15 protein-coding genes are annotated in these 18607 nt (G+C 41.7%); 11 read left to right on the top strand and 4 right to left on the bottom strand.

What is annotated here, in order from left to right; all coding sequences use genetic code 11:
• Positions 1-6: 6 nt before the first annotated feature.
• On the bottom strand, positions 7-948 hold the full coding sequence (locus AC1F2U_RS02025) for an ADP-ribosylglycohydrolase family protein (RefSeq protein ID WP_480259609.1): 942 nt from the start codon (positions 946-948) through the stop codon (positions 7-9).
• A gap of 393 nt (positions 949-1341) precedes the next feature.
• Between AC1F2U_RS02025 and AC1F2U_RS02020 the strand changes: the two genes are divergently transcribed.
• The 6 genes from AC1F2U_RS02020 to AC1F2U_RS01995 all read left to right on the top strand — a co-directional run bounded on the left by AC1F2U_RS02020 (position 1342) and on the right by AC1F2U_RS01995 (position 9045).
• A complete protein-coding gene (locus AC1F2U_RS02020; protein ID WP_480259608.1) occupies positions 1342-1881 on the top strand; it encodes a hypothetical protein in 540 nt (179 codons plus the stop codon).
• Between the two features lie 239 nt (positions 1882-2120).
• The gene (sir, locus tag AC1F2U_RS02015) at positions 2121-4037 is read left to right on the top strand and encodes a sulfite reductase, ferredoxin dependent (RefSeq protein ID WP_480259607.1); all 1917 of its coding nucleotides are present in this window, start codon (positions 2121-2123) and stop codon (positions 4035-4037) included.
• A 112-nt stretch (positions 4038-4149) separates the two neighbouring features.
• Positions 4150-4794 (top strand): Uma2 family endonuclease, encoded by a 645-nt coding sequence (locus AC1F2U_RS02010; RefSeq protein WP_480259606.1) that lies wholly within the window; start codon positions 4150-4152, stop codon positions 4792-4794.
• Positions 4795-4807: 13 nt separating this feature from the next.
• The gene (locus tag AC1F2U_RS02005; protein WP_480259605.1) at positions 4808-5515 is read left to right on the top strand and encodes a 16S rRNA (uracil(1498)-N(3))-methyltransferase; all 708 of its coding nucleotides are present in this window, start codon (positions 4808-4810) and stop codon (positions 5513-5515) included.
• Positions 5516-5584: 69 nt separating this feature from the next.
• Positions 5585-6649 carry a tetratricopeptide repeat protein gene (locus AC1F2U_RS02000; RefSeq protein ID WP_480259604.1) on the top strand — a complete coding sequence of 355 codons (1065 nt, stop codon included), beginning with the start codon at positions 5585-5587 and terminating at the stop codon, positions 6647-6649.
• 68 nt (positions 6650-6717) lie between these two features.
• Positions 6718-9045: a VIT domain-containing protein gene (locus AC1F2U_RS01995; RefSeq protein WP_480259603.1), complete on the top strand. Its 2328-nt coding sequence runs from the start codon at positions 6718-6720 to the stop codon at positions 9043-9045.
• 34 nt (positions 9046-9079) lie between these two features.
• On the opposite strand, the gene AC1F2U_RS01990 is transcribed toward AC1F2U_RS01995, so the two are convergent.
• The gene (locus tag AC1F2U_RS01990) at positions 9080-9643 is read right to left on the bottom strand and encodes a hypothetical protein (protein WP_480259602.1); all 564 of its coding nucleotides are present in this window, start codon (positions 9641-9643) and stop codon (positions 9080-9082) included.
• Between the two features lie 517 nt (positions 9644-10160).
• Here AC1F2U_RS01990 and AC1F2U_RS01985 point away from each other — a divergent pair.
• Positions 10161-10796 (top strand): esterase/lipase family protein, encoded by a 636-nt coding sequence (locus AC1F2U_RS01985; RefSeq protein WP_480259601.1) that lies wholly within the window; start codon positions 10161-10163, stop codon positions 10794-10796.
• Between the two features lie 219 nt (positions 10797-11015).
• On the opposite strand, the gene AC1F2U_RS01980 is transcribed toward AC1F2U_RS01985, so the two are convergent.
• A complete protein-coding gene (locus AC1F2U_RS01980; RefSeq protein WP_480259600.1) occupies positions 11016-11447 on the bottom strand; it encodes a VOC family protein in 432 nt (143 codons plus the stop codon).
• Positions 11448-11849: 402 nt separating this feature from the next.
• Between AC1F2U_RS01980 and AC1F2U_RS01975 the strand changes: the two genes are divergently transcribed.
• From AC1F2U_RS01975 to AC1F2U_RS01965, 3 genes are all read left to right on the top strand, one after another.
• Complete coding sequence (locus AC1F2U_RS01975) at positions 11850-12671, top strand: DUF92 domain-containing protein (RefSeq protein WP_480259599.1); 822 nt, start codon at positions 11850-11852, stop codon at positions 12669-12671.
• A 353-nt stretch (positions 12672-13024) separates the two neighbouring features.
• Positions 13025-13807 carry a peptidylprolyl isomerase gene (locus tag AC1F2U_RS01970; protein ID WP_099102542.1) on the top strand — a complete coding sequence of 261 codons (783 nt, stop codon included), beginning with the start codon at positions 13025-13027 and terminating at the stop codon, positions 13805-13807.
• On the top strand, positions 13756-16458 hold the full coding sequence (locus AC1F2U_RS01965; protein WP_480259598.1) for a type I secretion system permease/ATPase: 2703 nt from the start codon (positions 13756-13758) through the stop codon (positions 16456-16458). The genes AC1F2U_RS01970 and AC1F2U_RS01965 overlap by 52 nt, the downstream gene beginning before the upstream one ends.
• Positions 16459-16516: 58 nt before the next feature.
• On the opposite strand, the gene AC1F2U_RS01960 is transcribed toward AC1F2U_RS01965, so the two are convergent.
• The gene (locus AC1F2U_RS01960; RefSeq protein ID WP_480259597.1) at positions 16517-16675 is read right to left on the bottom strand and encodes a hypothetical protein; all 159 of its coding nucleotides are present in this window, start codon (positions 16673-16675) and stop codon (positions 16517-16519) included.
• A 244-nt stretch (positions 16676-16919) separates the two neighbouring features.
• On the opposite strand from AC1F2U_RS01960, the gene AC1F2U_RS01955 reads away from it, so the two are divergent.
• Entirely contained in the window at positions 16920-18470 is a 1551-nt protein-coding gene (locus tag AC1F2U_RS01955) for a S8 family peptidase (protein ID WP_480259596.1), read from the top strand.
• Positions 18471-18607 lie beyond the last annotated feature (137 nt).

Raw genomic sequence — 18607 nt, 5'->3', positions numbered from 1 at the left:
TCCAAATTAACTGTAAACAGCCCTTCCAAAACGCTCTGCCAAGTAGATAATGTCCTGTCTGCGAGCAATTTGGTTCATCCATTGTTTGGGAATATTTTCTACGCCATAGTAAATTCCCGCTAACCCACCGGTGACGGCGGCGGTAGTATCGCTATCTCCACCTAGGTTGACAGCTTTCAGTACTGCTTCAGAATAAGACGAGCTATTTAATAAACACCACAGGGATGACTCCAAGGTATCAATCACATAGCCACCAGAATTAATCTCTTCCACTGGTATCTTGGCAATCTCACCACTAAAAATTCTGCCAAAATGCCGCTTCTCTAACAAAAATTCTCGCACAGAATAAATTGTTTGGATATCTTGTAATCCTTGTAAATAAGCTGTTTGGGGGTCAGCCCCTTCCAAGAGTGCCACTGCAATACTAATATAAATGCCACAGGCCATTTGCGATCGCGCATGAGCATGAGTAATCGCCGAAACATCATGCACTCGCGCCAGCAATTCGCCTAAAGTCAAGTTTCTGTGACAATAAGCCATCGGCAGGATTCTCATCAAAGAACCATTGCCATTACTATTTTCAACCTTTCCACCCGCCTGATGGGGAACAACTCCCTGTTTCAGCCGCATAATTGCTGTGTGAGTAGTTTGACCAATATCAAAGACATCGCCACGGGGAGTCCAGTAAGCCTCCTTGTACCAGCGCCAGAAGGAATTGGCTATAGCATCCAACGAATACCCCCTGCAAAGGCACTCTGCCAAGCAAAAGCTTAAGGAACTGTCATCTGACCAAGTTCCTGGTGGTTGATTCCATGTGCCATAACCCTGCATCGTTGTCACTGGAGATTTCACTCGTTCAGCACGACTAGTAAACTCCACCGGCACACCCAACGCATCACCGACACATAAACCCATCAAACCAGATAACGTTTTTGCAGCGGTTAGCATTATTCAATCTCCACAAGAATTGCTCAAAATTAACTTTATAGATTCCCTCTATAGCTTGTTGCAACAGATGCTACAGCCTACTTTTCATCTTCTGTGAAAAGCTCGGCAAAAAATTGTTAGTCGGGTATTTTATTTACCATATACCGACTTAGTTTTAGTTCCAAATATTGTGCCAGTTTTCAAAGCGTCTATTTTTGGAACAAAGACCCCGGATGAAAAGACATTGAATGTAATTATAACAGCTTATTTATTATTCTCAGGGAGAATTAAGCTCTAAGCGCCATGCATCAATAGCAACATTCATTTAATAAAATCCGGGAAACATTTGGAACATTCTCATACAATTTTCGACTTGGAATATACAAGTAAAAAATACAAAATTTGGTAAAAAATATGAAGAGCTTACTCAAGTCTTTCATGACAATTTCTGCATTGTCTTCCTTAATAGTTGCTCCTTTTTTCCTATCAGCTGGTCAAGCTTCTGCTGAAACTAAAAAGGGTACTGATGCTAGCTATGTTGGTGCTGGTGTTGCAGCTGGCGTTACCAGCGGCGGACAAGGTATCAACGATGATGCCACATTTGGTGGTAATGTTACAGGCCGTGTGAAATTAGGAACTACGCCATTTTCTGCACGCGGTAATGTCCTCTGGAGTGATAAGACAAGTGCCATTATCCCAGAACTTTCTGTGGATGTACCTATCGCTAATAGAACTAATGCCTATTTAACTGGTGGTTATTCTTTTGTAGAGAAAGATGGCTCGCCAACTCCTATAGGTAACAAAGATTCAGTAGTAGTAGGTGCTGGTGTTGAATCAGAAGTTGCTAACAATTTCCTCCTCTACACTAATGCCAAAGTAGGAATTGGTGCTTACCAAAATAGCGATACTCCAGCTGTTAGCATCAATGGTGGTATTGGTTATCGCTTCAAATAAAAGATTATTGAGTCCTCAGTCAGTTTATACTTTACTTAGTACTTAGGACTCAGCACTTATTCACTCACTACTCCAAAAAGCTGGTTTTGTTAAGTATTACATCACTGACAAAGCCAGCTTTTGCCGTGATAAAATTAAAATATTCCTCATTATTCCGGCCGGATTACCGGGGATCAAGTAGCCGAAGGGTGCTGATTCGGCGTCTACTAATGCTTTATTGAGAATACTATACAAGTCTAATGGTTAAATCTGCTCCTTCCCCCATCGCAACCCGTAAGCCTTCCAAAGTAGAAGGAATCAAGGAAAATAGTAATTTTTTGCGCGAACCTATAGCAACTGAGATCCTTCAAGACACTACCCATTTTACCGAAAATGCGGTGCAGCTTTTGAAGTTTCACGGTTCTTATCAGCAGGATAACCGCGATAACCGCACCAAGGGACAGGAAAAAGATTACCAGTTTATGCTGCGGACAAAAAATCCGGGTGGTTTAGTACCGCCGCAGCTGTATCTGGCTTTAGATAAAATAGCTGATGAGTATGGCAACCACACGTTACGAGCAACTACGCGTCAAGGTTTCCAACTGCACGGAATTTTAAAGAAGAATCTTAAATCAGCAATTGCCACCATTGTCAAGAACCTGGGTTCGACTTTGGGAGCTTGTGGCGACATTAACCGCAACGTGATGGCACCACCAGCCCCATTTAAGAATCGCCCAGAGTACCAGTATGCTTGGGAGTATGCCCAGAATATTGCTGACTTGCTAACAGCGCAAACAGGTGCTTATTACGAAATTTGGCTAGATGGGGAAAAAGCAATTAGTGCTGAAGAGAACCCAGAGGTGAAGGCGGCGCGACAACGCAATGGGAATGGCACAATTATCCATAACAACGAAGAACCGATTTATGGCACGTACTATATGCCCCGCAAGTTTAAAATTTGCGTGACGGTGCCAGGGGATAATTCGATTGATTTGTATTCTCAAGACCTGACGTTGGTAGTGATTACCAATAAGAAAAAGCAATTAGAAGGATTTAATATTTTTGCTGGTGGTGGTTTAGGTAGAACCCACGGTAAAGAGGAAACTTTCGCTAGGTTAGCAGACCCCATTGGTTATGTGGCGAAGGATGACGTTTACGACATAGTGAAAGCGATTGTTGCGACCCAGAGAGATTATGGCGATCGCACCGATCGTCGTCATGCCAGATTAAAATATCTAATCAACGATTGGGGCGTAGATAAATTCCGCACCCAAGTTGAAGAATATTTCGGTAAATCAATCGAAGCCTTCAAACCACTGCCAGAGTTTAAATATTACGATTTCCTCGGCTGGAATGAACAAGGTGATGGCAAGCTATTCTTAGGAATTTCCATTGACAATGGTCGAATCAAAGATGAAGGTTCGTTTCAACTGAAAACCGCTTTGCGGGAAATTGTTGAACAGTTCAATTTGTCCATCCGTCTGACAGCCAACCACAACCTGATTTTTTACGATATCGAACCAGATAGCAAGGAAGCTATTCAAGACATTCTCAGCCGTCACGGTATCGTAGACGACCCTAGTAAAATCGAACCTTTAGTGCGGTATGCAATGGCTTGTCCGGCTTTGCCCACTTGCGGCTTGGCAATCACGGAATCAGAACGGGCAATACCAGGCATTTTGGAGCGGGTTCGCGCTCTTTTAGATAAAGTAGGTTTACAAAAAGAACATTTTGTGGTAAGGATGACAGGATGTCCCAATGGCTGCGCTCGTCCCTACCTAGCAGAATTGGCCTTTGTCGGTAGCGCTCCAGAATCTTACCAATTATGGTTAGGGGGTTCGCCAAATCAGACTCGACTGGCACAACCTTACATAGAAAAGCTGCACCATAATGACTTGGAAACCTTCTTAGAACCGATTTTTGTTTACTTTAAGAAATCTCGAAAATCGAAGGAAAAGTTTGGTGATTTTTGCGATCGCGTTGGTTTTGATACCATCCGCGAATTTGCTGCCACCTACGAACCGCAAACAGCCAATGGTGCAAGCAAATCACGTCACCGGGTAAATTTGAAAGAAGAGGTTTATAGCAAGTTGAAGGAAGTAGCAGAAAGCCAAGGTAAGCCGATGACTCAGTTGGTGACTGAAGCGCTAGAGGTTTACTTCCAGAATCTTTCGTAAGCCGAAAAATTGAAGATAATGAAATCAATGAGAGACACAGATAAATCCATCTGTGTCTTTCTCGCGTAAATCCTAATACAGTTAGGTAACACATCCACAGGAAGACTGAACTATGGTAATAACAGCAAAATTTGCAGAAACTAGGGATGTGCTGCAAAACATTAGCTGGCAGACATTCAAAGCTATGCTGGCAGATATGGGATGTGAGCGAAATAAAAGGCTAGCTTATGACAACGGAATAGTAGAAATTATGACTCCGCTAATGCCGCATGAGAATTCAAACCGTCTCATCGAAGGTTTTGTTCTTGTGCTGTGTGAAGAATTTGGTTTAGAAGTTAAAAGCGCTGGCTCGTTGACTATGACGCGGGATGATTTGGAGCAAGGAGGCGAGCCGGACAGTAGTTACTATATCCAAAATGAATTGTTAGTCCGCAATAAAGAAAATATTGACCTAAATACAGATCCACCACCAGACATAGTACTGGAAGTGGAATATTCCAGACCCAAGATAGACAAGTTAAGCCTTTATGCTTCAATGGGAGTCCCAGAATTCTGGCGGTATAACGGAAATGTCTTGAGGATTTACGCCCTTAACAGTGGACAATACTCGCAAAGCGATCGCAGTCCAACTTTTGCGCCTGTTCTGGTGACAGAGATTCCCCGATTTATCCAAGAAAGTAAGAAAATTGGACAAATAGCAGCAACTCGTGCTTTCCGTACCTGGGTTAGACAACAGATGTCTACAGCAGGGCAATAATTTATTAAGAAAAATGTCTCAACTGCAAAGAATTGCGATCGCACCCTCCCAATTACAACAAGGGCAAATTTTACTCACAAAAGAACAACAGCATTATTTAGGGCGTGTGTTGCGCTTGCGTGAAGGCGATCGCTTTATTGCAATGGATGGTAAGGGAAAATGGTGGTTAGCACAGCTAGCAGGGGAACAAGCACGGGTTTTAGAAGCGCTTTTGGTAGAAACAGAATTACCTGTATCAATTACGCTGATGGTGGCGTTGCCCAAAGGCAATGGATTTGATGAAGTAGTGCGGTGTTGTACAGAGTTAGGAGTAGCTTGTATTGCACCAGTATTGAGCGATCGCACTTTGCTTCATCCTAGCGCTCAAAAGCTCGAACGTTGGCGGCGCATCGCTGCGGAAGCCGCCGAACAATCAGAGCGCTCGTTCGTGCCGACAATTTTAGAGCCTGTTGCTTTTAATACTGCCGTCACCGCTAATCAGACAAGTCACCGTTACATTTGTGAGGCTCGTGGAGAGTATCTCCATTTAAACAAGGTGCTGAGTAGCATTTCTGAGGAGATTGTCATTGCTACTGGGCCAGAAGGGGGATGGACAACACAAGAAATTGAAAATGCGAAGTTAGCTGGATTTCAGCCTGTTTCCCTTGGTCGCCGCATTCTGAGAGCAGTTACAGCCCCAGTAGTAGCATTATCCTTGATTACCGCAGCTTGTGAAGTATAAATGATTTATAGCTCACGCAAAATTAGTTTTGCGCGAGACATCACTCCAGCGTGTAATTTAAAGTAAGTGATGATTGAGCAAGTTGCGATCGCCTTTGAGCATAAAGATTATCAAACAGCAGCTAAATTACTCAAACAGCTGCAAAAAGAATCCCCCGAAAATCCTTGGGTACAATATTATCTCGGTCGGCTCCATGAAGTATCTGAAAAGCGCCAAGATGCAGAAAAAATTTATCGGCAATTGCTGCGAGATACAAGGAACGCCAAAATAGTAACGCTCGCACGCCAAGGTTTGCGACGGCTACAAGAAAGTGAACTAGAAGAAAGACAAAGAGCTATTTCCCAAGCAAAATCTGAACCAAATAACACCGAACTTGGCGTACTAGTTTTAGAGCCACTCAGTACCGAGATGAAAACAGAAGCTTCTCGAAAATTTGCTCAGATTATGCAGCTAGATCCCTACACTGCACGGCTGGTACTCCCAAGTCGTGGCTGGAGATTGTACCGCACTGGCCAAGTAGGAGAACTAAAATTTTATGGCAAACAGCTACAGCAGGCTGGTATTCCTTGCTTTTGGGCAACAATAGCGCAAATTCAGCAAATTCAAGTTTATCAAGTCAAACATTTCCAAGCATCTACCCCACAAGCTACTGTTGTTTGCCGAAACGAAGTCAATCAACTTGGTTCTCTCACTTTTGACTGGTCAGAAGTCACAGCAAGAGTAGTAGGACTTTTGCCCATTTTTGAACAAGTTGTAGATGTTGATGCTCGCCGTAAGCTGGAATGGAAAACCCAAACACAAGACTATGCCCAGTTTTGTGATTTACACATACCTGGTAGACGTTCCATTCTCCGACTGTATGATAACGGCTATGAATTTCAGCAAGGTTTAGAAATCATTCCTCAAGCTAGCCAAAATACAATCAGAATTAATTGGAATAGTTTATCAAGTTGGATTGACCAGCAATTACCTCAAGTCAAAATCTGGTCAGATTTCACATCTTTTGCAGATACAACATTAGATCAAACAGAAATGCTGAGTCATATCAAGTCTCACATCGATCTGTTTCGTAGGGAACAGACTAATTGGGATTCAGCTTTTCATTTGTATAGTGGATTGGTGTTTGTTAAATAATTCGTAATTCGTATTACCTACCTGAATAACTCAGTTCATAAATCAAATTGGAGTGTTATATCAAATCTATGAATATAGTAAGTGATAAAAACCAACAGTTAGGCGGTTTGTACGTTCAATCGCCTCAAGGAGAGCAACTAGTTTTTCCACTCAAGCATACAGAAGTTATAGCAAAAATTACGGGTAATTTATCACGAGTTGATGTCATTCAAAGTTTTGAAAATCCCTTCACGCAGCCTTTAGAAGCAGTGTATATCTTTCCGTTACCTGATGAGGCGGCGGTGGATGACATGGAAATCAAAATAGGCGATCGCATCATCAAAGGTAATATTAAAAAGCGTGAAGAAGCTGTAGCCATCTACGAAAAGGCAAAACAAGAAGGACGCACCGCCGGACTTCTAGAACAGGAACGAGACAACATTTTTACCCAATCTCTAGCTAACATCAAACCTGGCGAACAAATTGATGTCACAATTCGTTATACCGAAAGTTTAAAATTTGAGGCGGGAAACTACGAATTTGTTTTCCCGATGGTGGTGGGGCCAAGATATATTCCGGGAACACCGATAGATAATAGCGGTGATACAGACCAAGTTCCTGATGCTTCTCGCATTACACCACCTGTAGTCTTAGAAGGAATGCGTAGGCGTAGCCCGTCGCAGACATCGCGTCACAATATTAATGTCACAGTCGAAATTGATGCAGGTTTACCAATTTCTGAAGTGCGTTCTCCTTCTCATCAATTAAAAATTGAACACTCAGGTCAAATTGTGCGGATTCAATTAGCTGGAGAAGATACAATTCCCAACAAAGATTTAATTCTCCGCTATCAAGTTTCTGGTAAAGAAACTCAATCTACAGTATTAACCCAAGCCGACGATCGCGGCGGACATTTTGCCATATATCTGATTCCAGCTTTGGAATATTCCACTGATGAGATTGTGCCTAAAGATGTCGTATTTTTGGTGGATACTTCCGGCTCCCAATCTGGCGATCCGTTGCAAAAGTGTCAGGAATTGATGCGGCGATTTATTAATGGGTTGAATCCCAACGATACTTTCACAATTATCGATTTTTCCGATAGAGTCAGACAGTTATCGCCAACACCTCTACCGAATACACCAGAAAATCGTACCAAAGCGATCGCTTACATTAACAATTTACAAGCTGATGGCAGTACAGAAATGCTCAGTGGCATTCGTACAGCCATAAATTTCCCCACACCAGTCGGAAGATTACGCAGCGTTGTACTTCTAACTGATGGCTATATCGGCAACGAAAATGAGATTTTAGCAGAAGTACAACAGTACCTCCAACCGGGAAATCGCCTTTATAGTTTCGGTGCTGGTAGTTCAGTTAACCGTTTTTTACTAAATCGCATCGCCGAAATTGGCCGGGGAATATCCCGAATTATTCGTCATGATGAACCCACAGAAGAGGTTGCCGAAAAGTTCTACAGGCAAATCAATAACCCTGTACTCACGAACATTCAAATCTCTTGGCAGGGTGACACAGAATTGCCTGTGATTTACCCAAAGGTAGCGCCTGATTTATTCTGCGAACAACCATTAGTTTTGTTTGGTCGCAAACAGGATAGAACTAGCGGAAATCTTCAAATTTCCGGCATTGCTGCGGGTGGTAAGCACTATGAAAAAACGTTTAACCTCATATTTGAGGAAACAGGAAATCTTGCTGTAGCGCAGTTGTGGGGACGCGCTCGGATTAAAGATTTAATGAATCAAATGGTGAGCTTTGAAACTAAAGCTGGTGTAGAAGCAGTTACAGAAACAGCCTTAACTTATCAACTGCTTTCTCAATATACCGCTTTTGTGGCTGTCAGCGATGATGTGCGGGTTGAACCAGGAAGCGAATATGTGTCTATGCAGATGCCAGTAGAAATGCCGGAAGCAGTTAGTTACCAAGGAGTGTTTGGCAATGCTCCGGCTGGTGGTTTTGCACCTCAAATGAAATTATCAACGTTACCAGCAGAAGCTCCAGATTTTCTTCGGCAAAAGCGATCGCTACAATCTCCAGCAGCCAAAGAAGTTGAGATGTCTTTGAGCTTTGATTTAGAGGAGATGGAACAAGATGAAATATTAGACGCAGCCATCAACCATCAGTTAGAGGTTATCAGCGTCACTGGTTTGGATGAGACAGAAATTGCTGACTTAACCCAACACCTTGAGCAACTAAACTTTCCTTCCGGCTTCAGTGGTGAAATCGTCTTTGAGTTCACCGTCAAGAAAGGTCGGGTAGAACGAGTACTTTTGGATGAAGAAACCTCCACGCTAAAAGATCCAGTTGTAGTGGAGAAAATTAAGCGATCGCTCCTACTTTGGAGAGTTCCCCCATCTACAAATGGCAAAGTTATCTTAACCTTGCATCTTCGCGTTTAATCTATAGAGACCGTAAATTTACGGTCTCTATGAATTATTTAGGTGTTTTAATCTGACGTGCCATGTCTAGATAAGCACTCATATTCGCCCCTGGACGACGACGACCATTAGAGCTAGTAGTCGAAGGAGCAAGATATTTTGGTGCAAAGGTTGTTTCAGTTGGCTCTTCTTTGAGTACTTTGGCTGCTGCCGCTTTTGCTTTTTTGCCCGGTTCAATTTTAAGACCCTCAGCAGTCTGGACTAATTGAACGTCAGCTGGTTTGGGATTTTTAGCTGATTTTTCCTTAGCCTTAGTCTTGGTAGCGGCGGTTTTTGTTCCATTTAACGAATCTGGCTTGGATGAAGTTGGTGCTTCTGATGTAATTGTCTCTGCTACTTTCTTCGCATTCGATGTAACTGTCGATGTAACTGTATCTGCTACTTTCTTCGCGTTCGATGCTACCTCTTTAGCAGCATCTTTGGCAGCATCTTTAGCTTCGTCCAATTCTAAAAAGTAGCCGTTGCTTTTCTTCTTCCCCGGTAACAGTCCGGTAATAAAGCCCAGAATACCCCCAAGAAAACCCTGAATACCCGAAATTAACTTTTTGATAAAATCCATTACAATTACTCCTGCCTTTTACCTTTTATATTTGCAACTAGACCGTAATTGTTAAAAATTACGACAAAATGTTACATTATCTACTTGTCGTCACGCGGTTCTGGTGACAACCCTTATAGGTTTGTGCTTAATTAACATTGTAGTAAAACCACAGGGCAAATGTTCTATTGCAAGCATTTGCAACCTGCACACACCGAGAACTAATTATTAAATTTTACTGTAGCTAAGAGCAAGATTCTGAAAGCAAGCTTTACAATAATTAACATTTCTTTGTTTGGTAAATACCCAATTGAAGTTAAATGAGCAGTTTGCTCTTACCCAGTCGAAGGAGTGTCATAGCCTATTGGCAAAGGAACGGATTAATTTGTAAAACTTTATACAAATTCTCTTTGAAAGCATTTTAGTTTTGTTTGCAACAATAACTTTTAAAGAATCCGAAAAAAAATAGCTTCAGTTTGTAGAGCAGTATGTACTTACAAAAGTGAAATACACCCCTTAATTCAGCCAGATTTTGTAAATGAATATTGAAAATCAACAACGTAATCCCGTTTTGTTAATACACGGCATTGACGATACGAGGGCAGTTTTCCAGAAAATGGCGGTTCATTTAGTATTACAGGGTTGGTCTGTACATTCTCTGAATCTAGTTCCTAATAATGGTGATGTGGGTCTTGATGAATTGGCAAAACAAGTAGCCGATTATGTTACAGCCACCTTTGCACCAGAACAACGCCTAGATTTAATCGGCTTCAGTATGGGAGGAATTGTCAGCCGTTATTATGTTCAGCGATTAGGAGGAATTAACCGCGTGCAGCGGTTTATTACCATCTCTTCGCCCCATTATGGAACAGTGGTTGCTTATGGTTCTAGGCGTCCTGGTTGCCTACAAATGCGCCCCGACAGCATTTTTCTCAAGGATTTAAATTCTGATGCTGTAATGTTGGGGCAGCTAGATTTTACGTCTATCTGGACACCTTATGATTTAATGATTGTCCCAGCAAATAGTTCACAAATGCCCGTAGGGAGCCAAGTAATAGTACCAGTTACTCTACACCCTTGGATGCTGACAGACCCCAGGAGTTTAAGAGTAGTCACAGCAGCTTTAGCAAAGCCTATTCAGTTACCCTTGCTGAATAAAAAATCCAGTCAGTAAGGGACTTCTAAATAAAAAAATATCCCAAAACTGGCGCAAAAATTCTCTCTATTTCTTCTCTTTTGTGTTCTCTGCGCCTCTGTGGTAGCCTGCGGCAAGCCGCAACTCTTAGAGACCTGCGCGAATGCGTCTACGTTTATTTGGATAATTTATTTCTTGGAAATCCCTAACCAAGATATTTGTTACGCTTGCATTACTTGATTTTTAATTTTTAATTTTTTAAGTCCTATCCCCAATTTGCGTATGTTCGTAACTCCCAAAAATCGCCTCTGGGTGACGATAATACTTGAACTCCATGAGATTATAAAAGGGATCTTCTAAAAAGAAAGTGCGATGCTCCAGAGGAGAACCGATAAAGCGGTTTTTGGTTTCTTCACGAAAAATTAGCTGTTGTTGTTGTGCTCTTTGTAGTAAGTCTTGCCAGTCACGTTCTTGGGTAAAAATTAGCCCAAAGTGTCTGGGATAGATAGTTTGTTGCAGTGTCAAAGGTTCTTTTGTGACATGAGCCACTAATTGATGACCGTAGAGATTGAGAATCAGGGCATGGTGGTTTTCACGACCAGGAATGCAGCCCAAACCATCTACATAATATGCTTTTGTTTGGGCAATGTCAGTTACAGGGAAAGCTAGATGGAATAAAGTTTGGCTCATAGCTTATGTGAAAAATACTAGTAATTTATGCTATCTACAATTTATGCTATTAAGTTTTGATTGTGGTTAACTTGGACACAGTTTTTATTAACATTAACTTATATTCTTTATCCTTATTACTAAGATTGGGGACTGAGTAATACTTCCGCCACTGTACTCTGCGGCTACGGAGAAGAGTCTACCTAACTCAAAAGAAGTTTTGCATTTTGTTTAATCATTGGAGCGTATATCTAAGACCTCATTGATGGTTTGACACTCAGCTTTCAGAATGATGCCTACGCAATTTAGTTAATAATACAAACATATTACTTTACCTAGAGAGGTTGCAAAAATAAAGCACTAAGCATCACAAATTCGTTATTCTGTTGATATTCAGACAAAATTACTCATGATTAATTGCTGATGTCATCCTCAATAGATTCTGTAAATCCCTGGTTAGTAGCAGTAGTATTAAACACAATTTTATTGGGTTTAGCTTGGATTGCTCCCAAAAAGCTACTTACCCCTGCTGGATTATTCCACGCCTGGTTTTTAGCCATCTTAATTTGGGTAACTCTAGGCTGGCAAGGATATGCAGTAGTAATGTTCTATTTTTTGGTTGGTTCTGGCGTTACCCGCATCGGGATGGCGCAGAAGGAGGCAGAAGGAATTGCCGAAAAGCGTTCTGGGGCAAGAGGCCCAGAAAATGTCTGGGGTTCGGCTTTGACTGGGGCGCTGTGTGCTTTGGGAGTAGGAATAATAAATTCGGGATTCCTCGTATCTACTCCCTACTCGATAATTTCCAATACTTCTGCAATCCTCAGTACAAGTCTCCAGTCCCTATTATTGTTAGCCTATGTAGCGAGTTTCAGTACAAAGCTGGCTGATACCACTGCCAGCGAAGTCGGTAAAGCTTATGGTAAAAGCACCTTTTTGATTACCACACTCCAACCAGTGCCTCGCGGCACAGAAGGAGCGGTAAGCTTGGAGGGAACTTTAGCTGGGATTGTGGCTTCTGTAGCGATCGCATTTGTGGGTTGGGGAGTTGGTTTAATCGATCTATTAGGAGTCGCTTGGTGTGTACTGGCAGCATTTATTGCCACCAACCTAGAAAGTGTGATTGGGGCAACACTGCAATCTAAGTATACCTGGCTGACCAATGAAGTAGTAAATATTTTTAATACATTAATCGGTGCGATCGCATCTGTACTACTTGCTTGGACATGGATAACTTTCATTAAGTAGACTGACGAGAATAAACAATTACCATTACTCCTTTAAGTGGGGCATTTAGGCCGTTACCAGTTCCAGATTCCCCACTCAACACTCAGCACTCTTGAAGAGCATTGGTAGAAAATAACTAATTTGCCTTACTACTGCGCCACCACTAATATTTTCAATCCTGATTTTGTCCCCACTAGACTGTAAAAGTGATCGTGGCAAATTATTTTATTTACTAGCTATATAATTTTTTGACCATTTAGATGTAATTAGTTCATAGAATCTTTATCATTTTTATCCATTAATGACTAGATGATTTCTATATGATTTAATTTAAAAGTACTATAAGTGTTTAACCATTTTTACATAATTAGTTCATGGAATCTTTATCATTTTTGACAATTAATGACCAAATAATTTCTATAGAGCAAGCAGTAAAGTACCTGCAAGCCTCTGGAAAATTGGGACAGTTCATTGGGGATATTCTCCGGCAGTACGTAATTGAGGAAGAAATCAGAACGCGAGATGATATTGAAATTGGTACCGCAATAACTGAACAGTCAATTATTGACTTTAGGCTGAAAAATCAACTGACTGACCCCCAAAGTTTTCAAGAATGGTTAAAGACAAATAATACAGATTACGCTACTTTTCACACATCGGTTGCTTTTGGTTACAAGTTAGAAAAGCTGAAAGCTGTAGTGACACAAACAAAACTCCCAGAATATTTTATTGAACGCAAGATTTTTTTAGATCGGGTAGTACTTTCCCGGATTGTTGTTGATAATCGAGAATTGGCAGACGAACTCCAAACCCAAATAGAAGAAGGAGGTAGTTTTGAGCAACTAGCTAAAGAGTATTCCCTTTCAGATGACCGAATTGTGAATGGCATGATGGGAATCGTCAGCCGAGGTAGTATGCCGGATATATTACGGGCAGCTATTGATGTGGCCAGTCCCGGACAATTGATAGGCCCAATAGAAATCGTTGGCAAAGACTCTCCCCAAGGAGAAGGGCCTTATGGTTTGTTTCGAGTAGAACAATTTCTACCAGCGTCTTTAGAAGATACTCAACTACAGCAAGCACTACAAAATGAGTTGTTTGAAAAATGGCTAGCAGAGAAAATTCAAAAACTGACAGTCAAGTTACAAGTGAGTTAAAAATTCTGGATAATGAATCTTTACGATTAAAAGTGCTAGCTTCTTTGCCTTGGAATCAGCCACCGCTATGCTGGCTGACTCCCGAACAACAATCCCGATTGGAAAATGAGTGCCAAACCCGCCAGTATCGTCTTGGAGAAAAAATCTGGTCAAACGATGTCGGTGGCTATCAATTTTTAATTGTGGCTGGGAAAGTCCGCTTGCGAGAAGAAGGGATTGGCAAACCAATAGCCGCCCTAGATGCAGGGGATTGGTTTGGCGACTTCCAAAAGCTATCTGCGGATTTTAAAGCTGTAGCTGCTAGTAAAGAAGTGATAGTAGTTTGTTGGAATACTGCGCTGTGGGCAGAATTTTCTCACCCACAAATTCAGGAATTTTGGCAAGCGTTACCAGTAGAGATGGAGGGACAAAGGGAGACATTTTCCTTTTCTAGCACTCCTTCAATAACATCAACCTCAGACGGGACTTCCAGCCCCCACAGCCTCCAACCCCAAAAAGGACTCCCAGCCGCCAATTTAATCGCTGCAATTTATCCGTTTGTTGCCAGTTGGAATACCGCTGCTGCCTGTTTAACAATGGTGGCGCAACAGTTAGAAAATTCTGTGCAACTGGAATGGGTGCAGCGTCAACTCAGAGGACAACGCCCAAAACAGGTTGTGGAAGCAGCAGAAAAGTTAGGGTTAGTGATGCGGCGGTTACAAGTGAGTTGGGGTGAGTTGCGACAGTTATCATTTCCAGCTTTACTGCTGTGGAATTCTGACTCACCCCAGAGTCCATCCTGGGTGGTAGCTTATGGAGTTAAAGGCGATCGCTTAATTATCGCTAACCCTCTAAATCCCGAACGGACTTGTGAAAGCTTGCCGCAGTCAATAGTTGAGGCGTCTTGGGATGGACGATTGTGGCAAGTAGAACTCATATCCCAGCAAGAAAAATTTAACCTCAGTTGGTTTACCCCAGCAGTTTGGAAGTATAAGGGATTGCTCACAGAAGTATTGTTAGCATCTTTTACTTTGCAGCTTTTGGGGTTAACAACACCCCTAATTACCCAAGTCGTCATTGATAAAGTGATGGTGCAGGGGAGTTTGCCGACTCTCGATGTGATGGCACTGGCACTTTTATGCGTAGCCATATTTGAGTCCATACTGGGTATTCTGCGCCTATTCATCTTTACCCATACAGCTCGTCGTCTGGATTTGAGTTTATCAGCACAGCTATTTCGCCATCTGATGCGTCTGCCTTTGGCTTATTTTGAGTCGCGACGCGTCGGAGATACAGTAGCAAGAGTCCAGGAACTCGAACAAATTCGTCAGTTTCTCACAGGTACAGCATTAACTGTGATTCTGGATAGCATCTTTGCTGTGGTGTACCTGGCATTGATGTTTTACTATAACGTCCCACTCACCTTTGTGGCCTTAGCAGTACTGCCACTATTTGCCACATTAACGATAGTTGCAACACCAATTCTGCGTAACTGGCTCAACGAAACCTTTAACCGGAGTGCCGATAGTCAATCGTTTCTAGTAGAGACAATCACCGGAATTCACTCCGTTAAAGCCCACGCAGCCGAACCAGTAGCCCGCGATCGCTGGGAAGGCTTATTCGCCCGCTTCATTCGCACAGGCTTTAAAGCTTCTACCACCTCCAATATCAGCAGCAACATTGGTGACTTTCTTACTAATTTGTCCACCATGCTGATTCTCTGGTTTGGTGCCAAGTTAGTCATCGAACAAAAGCTCACAATTGGACAGCTTGTTGCATTTCAAATGTTGTCTGGTAGAGTCACAGGCCCGCTTTTGCGCTTAGTACAGTTGTGGCAAAACCTTCAACAAGTGCTACTTTCTGTAGATCGCATTGGTGATATTCTTAACGTCTCCCCAGAAGCTGAACTGGGAACTGGCTTAGTTTTGCCACCCCTGAAAGGACAAATCACCTTCGAGCAAGTATTTTTCCGCTACCGGCCGAACTTTGAAGCAATTCTGCGGGGAATCTCTTTCAGTGCTGAACCAGGGCAGTTTGTTGGCATTGTCGGACGTAGCGGTTCTGGGAAAAGTACCCTGTCTAAACTATTGCAACGCCTCTATCAAATTGAATCAGGACGCATCCTGATTGATGGTTTTGATATAAAAAGTGCCGATTTAGCCTCACTGCGGCAACAAGTTAGTGTAGTTCTCCAAGAAGACTTTTTATTTAACGGTTCTATTTTGGAAAATATCACTCTCGGTAGTCCCGATATTACCGCAGAGCAAGTTGTAGAGGCGGCAAGATTAGCCGTGGCTCACGACTTCATTAGTCAATTACCATACGGTTACGAAACCAATGTTGGCGAACGCGGTACAGCTTTATCTGGTGGACAGAGACAACGTATTGCTTTGGCAAGGCTATTTCTTTCCCAAGCACCGATTTTAGTTTTGGATGAAGCTACTAGTGCCTTGGATAGTGAAACTGAACAACAAGTGCTGCAAAACCTGCAAAAAATTTCCGCCAACCGTACCGTGTTCCTGATTGCTCACCGCTTTGCTCCCCTCAAACGTGCCGACTTGATTTTGGTTTTGGAGCAAGGTGTGATTGCCGAACGTGGTACTCACTCACAATTGTTGCAACAAAAGGGTTTGTATTGGTCACTATATCAACGGCAGCAAGCAAACATTTAATAGATTTAACTAACTCAAAGCTTGTGGCTACATAAAAGATAAACCTTTGCAAAGCGGCTTAAGCATAGCCTTTGGCGAATAGGAGCATAACTCCATTCGCCATTTTAATTTTGCTGATTTCAATAATTATCCTTGCTCCAGTCTGGGTGGTGTAAATACTTTTGTAGCTAGCGATCGCAGCAGTTCTAAGACTAACAAAAGGAGTCGATAACGCCATGTTGCAATTTTTGCATTAGTCTTTATTAATACACCTTAAATATTTAATATTTTCTCGATAAAGTTACTTTTAATAAAAAATGTAATTATCATAATGTTTTTTGGTAATAAAATTAGCATTTTGTTATTAAATTCCATAGTAATTATTGAGAATGAAGTTTGATTCACCCATTGAAATCTTTTGATTGTAAAGGTTTCAAGGCTTCAACCTGTCAAAAACGGTTGCTATCTTTGAGAAAAAATTTATGCACATTGATGATGTTAATAACAATATCTTGTCAAAAAAACAGTTAAATACCACTTCAATCTCCTCATTAGATAGCTTTAATACGAAAGATAACTACAGCCTCAACTTCAGCAGACGTAGTAGCTATAACTCAGCCGATGCTGATGTGCAGTTACTAAATAACGATGAATCTAAAAATAGCAATAACGCTACTAATAATGCTTTTAGCACTCAAAATTATAACTCCACTAATGGCTATGGCTTGATTAATGGAGCAGCAGCAGTGGCTAGAGCTATTGGTAAGAATACCTTTGCTGATGTTCCCGATCTTGGTGGCAATAATTGGGGAGCAGACCTGGTTAAAGCACCGGAAGTATGGGCACAGGGATATACAGGTAAAGGCGTTGTTGTCGCTGTTGTAGATACTGGAGTTGACTACAACCACGAGGATTTAAAAAATAATATCTGGACGAATACCAAGGAAATTGCGGGTAACGGTATAGATGATGATGGCAATGGCTATGTTGATGATAATTACGGTTGGAACTTTGCCGATCAAAACAACAACACCCTAGATGACAACGGTCATGGTACTCATGTTTCCGGCACGATCGCAGGAGAAAATAATAACTACGGTGTCACTGGTATTGCCTACGATGCCAAGATTATGCCTGTCAAAGCTTTAGATAGCTCTGGCTCTGGTTCCTATAGTTCTATATCTAAAGGTATTCGCTACGCTGTAGATAATGGAGCTAATGTGATTAACCTCAGTTTAGGAGGCGGATCTTCTAATCGCACTTTAGAGTCAGCCATTAACTATGCCAGCAGCAAAGGAGTGATTGTCGTCATGGCAGCAGGTAATGATGGTGACTCATCACCAGACTATCCCGCCCGCTATGCATCCAAGTCGGGAATTGCCGTTGGGGCAGTAGATAAAAATAATAATATGCCCGACTTCTCTAACCGCTCTGGAACAAATCCAATCGCTTACGTCACAGCTCCAGGAGTCAAGGTTTATTCATCAGTTCCGAATAATCAGTATGACACTTATAGCGGCACATCTATGGCTGCTCCCCACGTTGCTGGTATAGTTGCCCTGATGCTTAGTGCTAACTCCAACCTGACTGATGCCCAAGTACGTCAGGTTGTCACAGAAACCGCAGGAAATAGTACACAAACTACAAGCTCTAGTTTTAATAGTTCTAATTTTGGTTCTCTAGCAAGCCAGGCTATTACAGAAACAGGAGAATATTTCACAAAACAAGATATCTCTAGTTTCAATAATTTCGATTTTGGTTCTACAAGAAATCAGGCAATTACACAAACCGCCAAATATTTTACACCAAAAACTATTTCTAGTTTGAATAATTCCGATGTTGCTTCTGTAATTGGTCAGGCAATTACAGAAACCGCCAAATATTTTACACCAAAAACTATTTCTAGTTTGAATAATTCTGATGTTGTTTCTGTAATTGGTCAGACAATTACAGAAACAACAACATATCTAACATCATCTGAAGGAAATGATACATTAATTAATCCAGAATTATGGTTTTCATCTCTAGACTAGAATAGGCTATTCAGTGGTATCAATATCGATAGTAATGAGAATAATCATGATTTTGACAACCTAATAGAGCAAATACAAAAACAATTACAACAATTAGAACAGGTTAGAAAATTCTTGGCTCTCGGTTGAAAATTATA

The organism is Nostoc sp. LEGE 12454 (assembly GCF_056620565.1).
Note: the sequence above shows the minus strand (reverse complement) of the source record. Positions and strands in the feature narration are given on the sequence as shown.